Annotated in this window: 12 protein-coding genes; 3 read left to right on the forward strand and 9 right to left on the reverse strand. The window is 62.0% G+C overall.

Annotation, left to right across the window (positions count from 1 at the left end; all coding sequences use genetic code 11):
- Positions 1-43: 43 nt before the first annotated feature.
- Entirely contained in the window at positions 44-754 is a 711-nt protein-coding gene (locus AC6CH8_RS11785) for a hypothetical protein (RefSeq protein WP_498190689.1), read from the reverse strand.
- 298 nt (positions 755-1,052) lie between these two features.
- Here AC6CH8_RS11785 and AC6CH8_RS11790 point away from each other — a divergent pair, with 298 nt between their 5' ends.
- Complete coding sequence (locus tag AC6CH8_RS11790) at positions 1,053-2,258, forward strand: WXG100 family type VII secretion target (protein WP_498190691.1); 1,206 nt, start codon at positions 1,053-1,055, stop codon at positions 2,256-2,258.
- Between the two features lie 34 nt (positions 2,259-2,292).
- Positions 2,293-2,772 carry a hypothetical protein gene (locus AC6CH8_RS11795; RefSeq protein WP_091463728.1) on the forward strand — a complete coding sequence of 160 codons (480 nt, stop codon included), beginning with the start codon at positions 2,293-2,295 and terminating at the stop codon, positions 2,770-2,772.
- Here AC6CH8_RS11795 and AC6CH8_RS11800 read toward each other — a convergent pair.
- The 8 genes from AC6CH8_RS11800 to AC6CH8_RS11835 form a co-directional block, all read right to left on the reverse strand.
- Positions 2,756-3,802, reverse strand: coding sequence for a Gfo/Idh/MocA family protein (locus AC6CH8_RS11800; RefSeq protein ID WP_498190693.1), 1,047 nt, complete (start codon positions 3,800-3,802; stop codon positions 2,756-2,758). The two genes, AC6CH8_RS11795 and AC6CH8_RS11800, sit on opposite strands and share 17 nt — an antisense overlap.
- Positions 3,803-3,816: 14 nt before the next feature.
- Entirely contained in the window at positions 3,817-4,074 is a 258-nt protein-coding gene (locus AC6CH8_RS11805) for a type II toxin-antitoxin system RelE family toxin (protein ID WP_498190695.1), read from the reverse strand.
- Positions 4,071-4,340, reverse strand: a complete 270-nt coding sequence (locus AC6CH8_RS11810; protein ID WP_309075110.1) for a type II toxin-antitoxin system Phd/YefM family antitoxin — start codon at positions 4,338-4,340, stop codon at positions 4,071-4,073. Before AC6CH8_RS11810 ends, AC6CH8_RS11805 begins: the two co-directional genes overlap by 4 nt.
- A gap of 299 nt (positions 4,341-4,639) precedes the next feature.
- A complete protein-coding gene (locus tag AC6CH8_RS11815; RefSeq protein WP_498190697.1) occupies positions 4,640-6,367 on the reverse strand; it encodes an ABC transporter family substrate-binding protein in 1,728 nt (575 codons plus the stop codon).
- Positions 6,368-6,443: 76 nt separating this feature from the next.
- Positions 6,444-8,603 carry a dipeptide ABC transporter ATP-binding protein gene (locus AC6CH8_RS11820; protein ID WP_498190699.1) on the reverse strand — a complete coding sequence of 720 codons (2,160 nt, stop codon included), beginning with the start codon at positions 8,601-8,603 and terminating at the stop codon, positions 6,444-6,446.
- Positions 8,600-9,559: an ABC transporter permease gene (locus AC6CH8_RS11825; RefSeq protein ID WP_364308427.1), complete on the reverse strand. Its 960-nt coding sequence runs from the start codon at positions 9,557-9,559 to the stop codon at positions 8,600-8,602. Before AC6CH8_RS11825 ends, AC6CH8_RS11820 begins: the two co-directional genes overlap by 4 nt.
- On the reverse strand, positions 9,559-10,542 hold the full coding sequence (locus AC6CH8_RS11830; RefSeq protein WP_091463741.1) for an ABC transporter permease: 984 nt from the start codon (positions 10,540-10,542) through the stop codon (positions 9,559-9,561). Before AC6CH8_RS11830 ends, AC6CH8_RS11825 begins: the two co-directional genes overlap by 1 nt.
- Before the next feature lie 354 nt (positions 10,543-10,896).
- Positions 10,897-11,502 (reverse strand): TetR/AcrR family transcriptional regulator, encoded by a 606-nt coding sequence (locus AC6CH8_RS11835; RefSeq protein WP_498190701.1) that lies wholly within the window; start codon positions 11,500-11,502, stop codon positions 10,897-10,899.
- Positions 11,503-11,621: 119 nt separating this feature from the next.
- Here AC6CH8_RS11835 and AC6CH8_RS11840 point away from each other — a divergent pair, with 119 nt between their 5' ends.
- The gene (locus AC6CH8_RS11840; RefSeq protein WP_017198806.1) at positions 11,622-12,188 is read left to right on the forward strand and encodes an NAD(P)H-dependent oxidoreductase; all 567 of its coding nucleotides are present in this window, start codon (positions 11,622-11,624) and stop codon (positions 12,186-12,188) included.
- Positions 12,189-12,395: the final 207 nt, after the last annotated feature.

Here is a 12,395-nt window from a genome sequence, read left to right on the forward strand (position 1 = left end):
CTAAGCCAAGGAGCCCCGCCCTTAAACCGTAACCGCTGCTTGCTTAGCGGACAGAATCGAGGGGTGCAGCCGGAACGTCGGTGGGTACCTGTGTCGGCAGCTCAGGCGTCGCGGGGACGGCCGGCACTGCGGGGACAGCGGGCGTGGCGGGAACGGCAGGAACTCCCGGCACAGCGGGCACTGCAGGAACAGCAGGCGTAACCGGCAGTTCGGACGTCACGGCAGCATCGACGTCGGCCTCTGCCGTCGCCGAGCCGTCAGCCTTCAGGCCGGCAGCCTTACCCGCCTCCACCACAGCCTCGCAGTGCGCCTCCACCTTGGCTTCGCCACCGGCAGCAATGGTCAAGGACTCGAAGCCGGGGACCTTGGCGTCAGACTTCAGGCCGCCATTGAGGAGTGCGGTGCAGAGGCCAAAAGCCTCCGGGGAGGTGGCGTCTTCCACCGTTGCTTTGGCATCGGACACGGCGTCGGCGGCCTTGGCCTGGCCGGCTTCAGCGGCCTCGGTTGCAGTTGCCTGCGCGGTCTCGACGGCGTCAGTTGCCTTGGTCTTGGCGGTTTCGGCTGCATCGGCTGCTTCAGCGGCCTTCTCAGCAACAGGCGCCGGTGCGCCAACGAGGTCATGCGCGGATTGTTGGATTCCGGTGGGAAGCGCGCCATTGAAGGCAGCGACGCCGGTTCCACCGGCAGCTACAGCTCCGGCAGCCAGGACGCCCGCGGCGACTTTGCTGGTGGCAAGGATAGTGAACAAGGACATGAAACCCTCCGACAAACGATTTTGGGATTGCCCCGGCCGCGGTTGGGTCGCGACCGGATGATCAGCGTGCGGACGTGGCCCGCACTCCCCTTACATCGTTCGCGGCGTCGGTGAGGTTACGCGTTGCACAAAATTCTTTTTCAGGGCTTTGGCGTGCTGCTCTTTATCCACACTGGTGAGAGGTCCCCATGGCCGCGTCCGACGTAGCCAACTATGCTCAGGAAACGCCTGGCCCGTTGGATGCCCGGCGATCGACATATCACTACGTCAGGGGATACGTAATGGGGTTGGGTACCTAGTGGGACAGGGAATGGTGGGCGCGGACGTCGGAGATCTCCGACGACTTTCGGCCGTGATGGACTCCGAGGCGGAGAAGATCACCAAGCTTCAACAACAGCTCAATGCGCTGATTCAGAACGGCAACTTCTGGCGGGGGAATGACGCCGACCAGTTCAGAAGCCGGTGGCAGAGCGACCTGCAGGGACGATTGGGAGCAGCAGCTTCTTGCCTGCGCACCAATGCCCGCGCCCTGAAACTCAACGCAGAGCAGCAGGAACAAGCTTCCACGGGCAGCCCCGGAGGAGGGCTCAAGGGGGGACCTTCCACAGGGCAGGGAAAGAGCACCCCTGGGGCACCCGGGTTTACTTTTGATCCCACCAGCTACGGCCCCGTCACCGTGGAAGGCAGCGGTTCAATCGACAGTCAAGCAACGGGCGAAACCCACGGCTCCGTTGGTCCCGGCGGCATCGCATTCGGAGGATCCGGCAAGGCGTCCACCGGAGGTGAAATGACCTGGACGGCAGAGACCGGGTTCGGGCCCGGCACGACAACTGTCACCAACGAAACGTTCGTCGGCGCCCGCGCGGATGGCGAGTTCGAGGCCAGTGTGCCATTCGGACTCGGACTTCCCAATGCCCACGTTAACGGTGAAGCATTCGCTGGCGCGGAAAACGTCACCACCATACGATCCGACTTCTTTGACGGCTGGGTCAGCAACACCTCCACGACGCGTGCAATGACCGGAGTCGAGGCGAGCGCACACGCCAACGCGAGCAGCCCCTTTCTGTTTTCGGCTGGTGGTGAGGGCTTCGCGGGTCAAAAACTCACCGTGGACAACAAGACCGAGTTCGCTGGCGGGCTGTTCGCCTTGGGGCAAGGTGGAGAATTCCGCGCCGGGGCCTGGGCCAGCGCCGGTGAAGGCGAAATCAGCGTCAAGGGCCGCGATGTCTCAGGCACTGCGTTCAGCGCAGGAGCGGGTGCGGAGCTGACAGGGAGCCGGTATGTCGAAGTCCTGGGCCAAACACTGACGTTCAACGCGACGGTGGCCGCAGGAGCGGGTGAGGGGCACTTCTTTACGGCTTCCGTGGATGAAGACGGGCTCACTCTGGGCGCGGGAGCCAAGCTCACCGCCGAACTGGGACTGGGTGCGGGTGGCCAGATCACCCTCAGCCCCAAAGGACTAGTGGATTCCGTGACCGGATTCGTCGACTTCCTGAACAACTGACCTTCGCCACCACACCACCGCCGGAAAGGCTCCAATGTCGCAACAGGTTTTCCCGTCCGCATCTTTCCCCGCCTACCCCACCATCAAACTCAATCCACCATCCGGTTGGACACATCAAGTGGTCCCCGATGCTTTGGGTGCCCTGATGGCCCCGGCCGCCGAAGGTCGCTACACGGCAAATGTGGTGATCTCCGTGTCCCGCCGCTTGCCTGGTTACCAGCTGCGGGATATCGCTGCATCCGTGGACTCGTTCCTGGACGCCCTGCCGGACGCCGTACTGCTCGCCACAGAGCCAGTGGTTATCAATGGTCGGGATTGGCACGTGCGCGAGGCACGCTACACGCACCCACAGGCAGGTTCGCTGGCGCAGTTCACAGCCGTCACGGTGGTCCACCAGGACGCCGCAGCGGATGTCGTCCAGTTGACCGGCAGCTGCCAACCCATTGAAGGCAACCACGACCTCAAGGCCATCTATTCGCTGGTTGCCAGCGCGGACGTTACGCCAGCGCCCTAGCCTGCTCAATCAGCTTCAGCACCGCAACGGAGTCGGCCGGATCCACCGGTACCGGAAGTGCGGAGGCGGTGCCGCCGCCGTCGAGCTTTTCCGCCAGCATGCGGTAGAACTCGGGGTAGGCGCCTCGCTCCGTGGGGATGGTGGTACGCTGCCCGTTCCGTTCCAGCGTGCCGTGGTTTTCTGGAGGCTCGACGCCGTACTCCGCGTCCGTAGGCAACCCACCGCCCAGCACGTAGGGCTCCTGCGGGTCGGTGCCGAACTTCACGAAGCCACCTTCCGTGCCGAGGATGCGGAAGCGGGGGCCATGAAGGTGGCTGTTGAGGTTGATGGTGACGTGGCTGACCGCGCCCGACTCATGCTGGAGTGCCAGGAAAACGTCGTCGTCGGCGCTTTCCTGGGGGCGGCGGGCCGTGATTTCTGCGAAGGTGACAGTGGCCGGCCCAAAGAACCGGAGAGTGAGATCAAGGACATGGGTGCCGAGATCGAACAGGACACCACCGCCGTCTTCCGCCGTGGCACTGGCTTTCCAGGCCTTGGCGATCTCCGGCGCCCAGCGCTCCATGCCCACCTCAAACCTGGTCACGGTACCCAGCGTTCCGGCGTCGAGCAGTTTTTTCACCGTGAGCGAGTCACCGTCCCAGCGCCGGTTTTGGTACACGGTGAGGACGCGGCCCAGCCTCGCAGCCAGCTGAATCAGCTCCTCGCCCTCGGCGCTGCGGACCGTGAACGGTTTGTCGACGACGACGTCCAGCCCGGCTTCCAGCGTAGCTTTCGCTAGGGGGAAGTGGGTTGCGGGCGGGGTGCCCAGGACGACGAGATCCAGTTGGTCGGCCAGTGCCAGGATGTCTTGAGGGGTGTTGACGATCTGCGTTGCCGGGTAGCGCTCTTTCGCCTTCGTCTGGCGCGCCTCGTCCGAAGTTGCGATGACGGCGAGCTCGTACGCGGGGTTGCTGGCGATGAAGGGCGCGTGGAAGACGCTGCCCGACAGGCCAAAACCTGCGACGGCGGTACGGATCGGCTGGGAAGTCATGACCCTAGGCTAGATCAGTAGACCTCGCGTCGGTGGGCGGCGCGGAAGATGATGATGACGAGTTCACCATCATGGATCTCGTAGAGGACCCTGAAGTCACCAACACGAATTCGCCATGCATTCGACTCTGCGGAAAGCTTCCTGGCTCCGACCGGACGTGGGTTCAGTTCCAACTCGGCGATGGCCAGCAGTATCTTCCGGCGTACTGGAGCGTCTAGCTTTCGAATCTGCTTGGCAGCGGCGGTACTGAACTCCGCGCGGTATCGGCTCACCGGGTGATGCCGTTTTCCTCCAGAAGATCATTGAGACTGACCCTGGCACCATCATCTTCCGCTTTAGCGGTCCGAAGCGCCTTAAGGTCCGCCTCATCTTCGAGACGTTCAAGCCTCTCGAGGTCCTCAGCACTGATGAGCACCGCGGCGACCTTGCCCCTCCGGGTGATGCTGATCCGTTCATGGCCGTAAGCAGCACGATTGATGGTGTCTGAAAGATGAACTCGGAGGTCAGCGACACTCACGACATAGTCGGCGGTACCCATGAGTCCACCATAGCCGCATCTGTACTCTATGTACATAAAGTACGGATGGGACGCGGGAGGTGAGCGAGCATCGGATTGAAGCGCCCGCGAGGTGAGCGAGCATCGGGCTGAAGGGCGCGGGAGGTGAGCGAGCGTTGGGGTGAAACATCCGGGACGTGAGCGAGCGTTGGGGTGAAGGGCGCGGGACGTGAGCGAGCGTTGGGGACGGCGAAGGCCGGGAACCTCGCGAACCGATGAATAGGTTCAGGGAGATCCCCGGCCTTCAGGAAACTACACTTTCGGAAACTACTGCTGAGGGGCTACTTCTTGGCGCCCTTTTCCCAGCCGAGGGTGGTCCAGTCCGGAACGTTCGAGAGGCTCTTGAACAGGGACGGGCCGTAGTTAGCCAGGCCCTTGTGCACGAACTGGATCTCAGGGCCGTTCAGAAGAACTCCCATGGAGTAGTACTTCTCCATGTGCTTCTTCTCCACCTCCATGGCGGCCTTGTTGCGTTCGGTGTCATCGGCAATGGTGGAAAGACGCTTGATCTCGGCGTCGAGCTCGGCGTCGCCCAAACCATTCTCGTTGGTGGTGGAATCGTAGAACTGCTTCACAGCGTCAGTGGCATCAGCACCAACGGTGTAACCGGAGATGGTCAGGTCAAAGTCGCGCGTTCCAACAACCTTGCCAAAGTCTGCGTCACCTCGCTGGTCGATAGCGACGTCCATGCCTGCGGCCTGAAGCTGCTTCTGCAGGGTTTGAGCGGTGGCAGCCTGGGTGGGGTCGTCACCGAAGTACGTGACCTTGAAGGATATGGGAACGCCGTCCTTTGCCATGATGCCCTTGTCGTTGGCCGTGTAACCGGCGTCCGTCAGGACCTTCTTGGCAGCCTCGGCGCCGGTGTCCTTCACGGGGTAGTTGTCCTGGTAGTACTCGGAGAACGGCATGAGCATCATGGAGCCCGAGCTCTCCTCGGACCAGTTCAGGCCGTTGAAGCGGACGTCGCGGATGGCCTTGCGGTCGACGGCGGCGAAGACAGCCTTGCGGACGGCAACATCAGTCAGCGCAGGCTTCTTTGCGTTGATGTTCAAACCACCGGCAAACAAGCGCTGGCCGCGTCGAACATCGGCGTCCTTGGTTCCTTCAACCTGCTTGTAGCGGCTGAGGGTGCGAGCATCGATTGCATCAATTTCGCCGTTCTTGAAGGCCGCGATCGTTGCACTCGGTTCCATTTGGCGCCAGATGACCTTTTCGAGGACCGGCTTCTGGCCCCACCACTTGTCATTGGGAACCATGGTGACCGTCTTGGCGGTGGTGTCGTAGTTCTCCACCTTGAACGGCCCTGCCATCCATTCGGGATGCATGTTGCCGGCGAAACCGGTGTTGAAGGTTTCAGCATTGTTGATTGCGGGGTGGATCAGGCCGAAGAAGAGCGATTCCAGCGGGTAGATGGGCTGGGTGGTGGTAATGATGACTTCTTTGTCGTTGGCACCAGCCTTCACGGAATCTACGAAAACATAGTTGCCGGCGGTGACGATGTCGATGGACTTGTCTTCACCCTTGAGCATGTTCCAGGTGTTTTCGAAAGTCTTGACGTCGATGGGCGTCCCATCGTTCCAGGCCGCCTTCTCGTTGACCTTGATGGTGATGGTCTGCTTGCCGTCCTTGACTTCGCTCTTGACCTCTTCACAGAAGTCCTTGTTGGGCTCCGCCTTGCCGTTGAAATCCAGCTTCCAGCAACCACCGATGCCGCCACTGTTGATAGCAGCAGTGTTGACCGGAGTCAGGACAGCTGAGGTATCCGCGCTGTTACCCACGTTGGAGAAGCCATTAAAATCCGGTCCGATGCTGCCCACCGCCAGCGTGACGGTGCCGCCCTGGTCCAGATCTTTCACTTCCTTGGCGTTGACGCTGATCAGCTTGCTGATGTCACCGCCTGCTTCTTCGGCCTTCTGCGAGGCCGGACCCGACGGCGTTCCCCCGCCGCAAGCGGTCAGCGTAAGCGCTGCTGCGAGCGCTACGCCACCGATCGTCGTGTATTTCTTCATGGTTTGCCCTTCATGTTTACGACTGGAAATCTTTGCGAGTTGAATAACAGGGTTTCAATCGATGCGTCATATGTCGTCAGGCATGCACCACCAGCATGTCGGCATCTATCTCTCCGTCCGGGAAGAAGCATGCGAAGTCCTGTGTGTCCCCCTTCTCCGAAGCCAGTGGCGGCTCCAGAGTAAGGCACTTCTCCTGCTTTGCGGCAGGTAATGCGGCAAACACGGGACAACGGGTCGCAAAATTACATCCCTTGGGAGCATCAAGCGGGCTGGGTAGGTCGCCCTGCAGGATGATGCGTTCGCGGGTCCGTTCCAGGTTGGGGTCCGGAACCGGGATCGCTGACAGCAAGGCCCGCGTGTAAGGGTGGCGCGGGTTGTCGAAGACGTCGTCCACATCGCCGGTTTCCACGATTTTGCCGAGGTACATCACGGCGACACGGTCCGAGATGTGGCGGACAACGGAGAGGTCGTGGGCCACCATCAGGTAGCTCAAGCCCAACTCAGCGCGGAGCTTGTCCAGCAGGTTGATGACTCCGGCCTGCACGGACACGTCCAGCGCAGAGACCGGTTCGTCAAGCACCACGAGCTTCGGATTGACCGCGAGGGCCCGGGCGATACCGATGCGCTGCCGCTGCCCGCCGGAGAACTGGTTGGGGAAGCGGTTGACGTGGTCAGGCTGCAGGCCCACAAGCTTCATGAGTTCCATGATGCGTTTCCTGATGGCAGCCTTGGGCATCCCGAGGTTTTCCAGCGGCTCAGCAAGGACCTCGTACACAGTGAAACGCGGATCCAAGGCACCCGTGGGGTCTTGGAACACCATCTGCATTTCCTTGCGCATGGCCATCTTGGTCTTGTGATCCGTGGCGACTTTGTTACTGACGCCGCCAATGACCACTTCGCCCACCTGGTCCGGGTGGAACTCCATGATTTCCAGGAGTGTGGTGGTCTTGCCGCAGCCGGACTCCCCCACGATCGAAACGCACTCGCCTTCGCGGATATCGAAGCTCAAGCCATCCACGGCCTTCACCGTGCCGATCCGTCGCTTGATCAAGGCACCCTTGAGCAGCGGGAAGTGCTTTTTCACGTCTTTGAGTTCCAGGACCTTTTCGCGCTCGACGCGAGCGACGCCGTCGAACTTTGAAATCGGCTTGGGCGGTGCGTGGAAAATCTTGTGGGCGTCAGCGTTGCCGGACAGTTCATTAGCTTTGATGCAGGCGGCCTTGTGCCCCAGCGTCTGGTCCTCAACACCGGGGACGGTGATGAGCTCCGGCTCGCCGTGCAGGCAGGCGTCGCTGACTAGCGGGCAGCGGGCCGCGAACGAACAGCCAGTCACCGGCAACGCCAGGTTGGGCGGTGTTCCCTCGATGGGAACCAGCGACTGCCGGGTGGCGGTGTCCACGCGCGGAACCGCGCCGAGCAAGCCCAGCGTGTACGGCATCCGCGGGTTGTAGTAGATGTCCTCCACAGTTCCGGTTTCCACCGGCTTACCGGCGTACATGACCATGATGTCGTCTGCCATGCCGGCTACGACGCCGAGGTCGTGCGTGATCATGACGACGGCGGCGCCGGTCTCCTCCTGCGCGGTGTGCAGGACTTCCAGCACCTGCGCCTGGATGGTGACGTCCAGCGCCGTCGTGGGTTCATCCGCGATGAGTACCCGCGGATCGTTGGCGATGGCGATGGCGATCATGACGCGCTGGCGCATGCCGCCGGAGAACTCGTGCGGGAACGCTTTCAGGCGGTCCTTGGGGCTCGGGATGCCCACCATGCGCAAAAGGTCGACGGCGCGGGCTTCTTTGGCCTGCTTGCTCATGGTGGGGTTGTGGACCGTGAGCGCCTCGATGATCTGGGTGCCCACCGTGTAGACGGGAGTCAGCGAGGACAGCGGGTCCTGGAACACCATGGCGATGTCACTGCCGCGGTGCTTGCACATGGCTTTGTCGCTGAGGCCAAGGAGTTCCTTGCCCTTGAAGCGCACGGAGCCGGTGATGTCCGCGGTTTCCGGGAGGAGTCCCATGATGGCCATGGACGTGACGGACTTGCCGGAGCCGGACTCACCCACAATGCCTAAGGTCTTGCCAGGCATGAGGTCGAAGTCCACGCCGCGGACAGCATGGACCACACCGTTTTCGGAGTTGAAGCGGACGTTGAGGTCGCGAATGCTGAGGACGGCGTCGCCGGGAGCGTAGAGTCCAGCGTCGCGGAGCCGCTCGACGGGAGTGATGTTGGTGCTCATTTGCCAGCCTTTGCGGTCTTGGTCTTGGCCCGTCCGATGGAGCTGGAGCTGGGGTCGAAGGCGTCACGGAGTCCGTCGTTCATCATGGCCAGCGAACCGGTCAACAGGAACATGACGGTCAGCGGAACCCAGAACATCCAAGGGAAGGAGGACACCTGGCCCGTCGCTTGGCCGATCAGCACACCAAGGCTGACGTCCGGGAGCTTGATGCCGATTCCGATGAAGGAGAACGCGACTTCGGCGAGGATCGCACCGGTGATGCCACGGGTGAAGTCGAGGACCAGCAGCGAGCCGATATTGGGGACGAGGTGGCGCCACACGATGCGCCGGGACGGGACACCCATGTACTTGGCGGCTTTGACGTAATCACGCTGCATCAGGGACATGGACAGTGAGCGCACCAGGCGGGCGGTGCCCATCCAGCTGAAGAAGAGCAACACGACGATCAGCAGGAGCCAGCTGGGGAGATCTTTCAGGCCGCCGCTTCCGCTGGTGGCGACGGCGACCACCAGGATGGCGGGCATCATGATGAGCGCTTCAAGGATGAACAGCATGGTGGCGTCCACCTTGCCCCCGAAGAACGCCATGGTGCAGCCGTATACCGCCGAAATCAGGACGGAAACGCCGCCCACGATCAGGCCGATAAGAATGGACGTCCGGGTGCCGTCCACAATGAGCGCCATGAGGTCGATGCCGGCCTGGGTGGTCCCCAGCAAGTGGTCTGGCGACGGTGGCATGCCGATGTTCAACGGGTCAAGGGTGTCTTTGTCCCACGAAGTCAGGAACCCGCCAAAGATCGAGAAGAGGAACAGCGCAAGGAAGATGAACAAGCCGGCGACGGCGGTCCGGTTCCGCATGAAGCGACGGAAGATGATCCGCGACTTCCCGATGACGACGTCCTGGTCAGCTACCCGGGCCTCGTCGATTTCCGCAATGGGATCAATGATGTTGGTCATTACTGGACCCTCACTCGTGGATCGACCAGCGTGGTGGCGAAGTCGGCAAGGATGGCGCCGATCGCGAAGATCACTGAGCCATAGGCCAGCGTGGCGGTGGCGACGTTGACGTCCTGGAGGCTGATGGCCTGGATGCTCCAGAGACCGATGCCCGGCCAGGCGAAGATGGCCTCCGCGAAGAAGCCACCCGTGAAGATGGCCGGGATGGTGAAGGCGATACTCTGCGCCACCGGAATGAAGGAGACGCGCAGGGCATGCTTCCTGATGGCCTGGTTTCGCGTCAGTCCCTTGGCGCGGGCAGTGCGGACGAAGTCGGCATTCACGTTGTCCAAGAGGTACTGCCGCTGGGCGATCTGGTAACCCGCCCAGCCAAAGATGGTCATCGCGAAAGTTGGCACGGCGTAGTGGGCCACCAGGTCAACGAAAGCCGGCCAGCCCGGCTCAATTCCCGGCGTCGAAATTCCCGTGACGAAGAAGATGCGCTCACCGACCGCCTCGTTGATGCTGATGGCACCGAGCTGCACCAGGAAGTACGCGATGGGTGCAGGGAGGATGTGCACCAGATAGCTGTAGGACGTGATGGCGCGGTCCTGGAACTTGTACTGGCGGGCAGCGGAGTAGACACCGAGGGCTACGCCGATGACCAGGGTGAGGATGATCGAGGCGATGAACAGCCGGGTGGAGACCATCACGCGGTCCGCGAATTCGGCGTTGACGAACGCGCCGTTCGGGCTGCGGCCCCAGTCCCAGCGGGTGACGATGCCCCAGAGCCACTGAATGTACCGTTCCCAAGGGTTCAAATCCGGGTCCAGCCCGAGTCCCCGGAAAGAAGCAGCTACTTGTTCAGGGGTCGGCCGGGGGATTTTTTCCTGCTCGAGCACTGCGGGTTTCAATGACGAGACCGCCAGGAAGTAACCCGCACTCGTCGTCAGGAAGATCATGATCAGGTAGATGCCCGACCGCTTCATCAGATATTTCAGCATGTCGGGCGGCTGCCCCGAATCGTGGCAAAACTCAATGCTCGTCCTTCCGCGGTTCCCGGCTGTGGCCGGCGTCAGCTACGAATTGGCGCAGCGGGTTCTTGGGCCCCCCGCACCCCTTCAGTGATCACCAGCCCTGTATGGCATGCGTCACATTCAAGAGGAAACTACCACAATAACTGCTTCACGTTTTGCTTCGAGGCGTCCGGTTTCGCGCCTGCAGCCAGATTGTTATGTGCAGGCTGCGTCATGTTTACGAATTCGGCAGCACTGTTGCGCTTACTACGTCAGGATTGGTGGCGCTAACAGAGGTTCCTGCCTTGGCTGCGCTGGTTGCGGCTGATGTCGCGGCGCGACTCAGCCAGCGCTCAGGAGACGGGTGATCAACTCACGCCAGGAGTCCGCAAGCCGCGTGGGTGAAATACCTCGAACGCGAACATCGTCCACTATTCGCTCGGGGTCCAGGGCGTAGGTCAGTGACATCGCCATCACCCACGGATCAGCGATTCCCGCCTCCCTCAGCAGGACTTCCATATGTCGATGCGAAAGCTTAGTCGCGGGAACATCGAACCGGTTACGGGTAGCGGCTCCCGCCGCTTTCAGGAGTTCGCCGTTTTCAAGGACGAAGTAGATTCGCCCCTCACCGAAGGCCACCAATCGATCCTTCGGCGCGGCTCCCGGACCCAGCGGCGGCGGCCCGAACATAAAACCGTGCTGGAACTCGGACTCAGAATCACTCAGGAGGGTCATCATGAGCCCCGCCCTGCTGCCGAAGCGGCGGAAGACTGTCCCCTTGCCAACCTTGGCCTTGCAGGCGAGCGCGTCCATGGTCAGCGCTTCGGCGCCGAGCTCGGCCACCAGATCCCGGGCAGCGTTGAGCAATCGCTCGCGATTCCTCGCTGCGTCACTGCGCTCGTGGGGCGCACCTAGGGGCACGTCCGGCCGAATGGGGATCGAGCTCACAGAAATATTCTAGACCCCGGGAATAGAAAGCGGACCATAGTCCGTTTAGTATCGATGAAGGCTCCCAGCCCAGACATCGAACGGCCGGCACCTCACCCGGCCAGACAAAAGGAGACACCATGTCAAAGAGCACCGTTCTTACCCTCGTCGGCAGCCTGCGCGCCGATTCCCACAACAAGAAGCTGGCCGAAGCCATCCAGCTGAACGCTCCCGACAACGTTGATGTGCAGATCCACGGCTCACTGGGCACCATCCCCTTCTACAACGAAGACATCGACGTCGAAGGCCAGGTTCCCGCCGAAGCCGCCGCCCTCCGCGCTGCAGCAGCCGACGCCGACACCATCCTGCTCGTCACGCCCGAGCACAACGGCACCATGCCCGCCTCCCTGAAGAACGCCATCGATTGGCTGTCCCGCCCGTTCGGCGCCGGCGCCCTCTCCGGCAAGCCGACCGCCGTCGTCGGAACCGCTTTTGGCCAGTTCGGTGGAGTATGGGCCCAGGACGAAGCCCGCAAGGCTGCCGGCATCGCCGGCGCCAAGGTACTTGAAGACGTAAAGCTGGCCGTCCCGGGTTCCATGATCCGTTTCGCTGAACTGCACCCGAAGGACGACGCCGAAGTTGTTGAGCAGATCAAGGGCATCTTCGAGCCCCTGACCGCCGTTCAGGACGAAGAAGCAGCAGCCTAGCCTCCTCGCTTTTTCGATGCCCCCGTTCCGCATTCCGCGGGGCGGGGGCATTCGCATTCCTGCCGCTGCGGACGAGGCGTGACCAACTCTTGTCCGAACCGTCACCGTAACGGCATGTTGTGTTCCGCCGTCCCGTCCTAACGTTGGAGATACAGGTGGACGGACAGGAGCGCTGGGCTGTCATGCATGCCGGACGGGGACCACAAA

The sequence above is a fragment of the Paenarthrobacter sp. GQ52 genome (genome assembly GCF_059759005.1).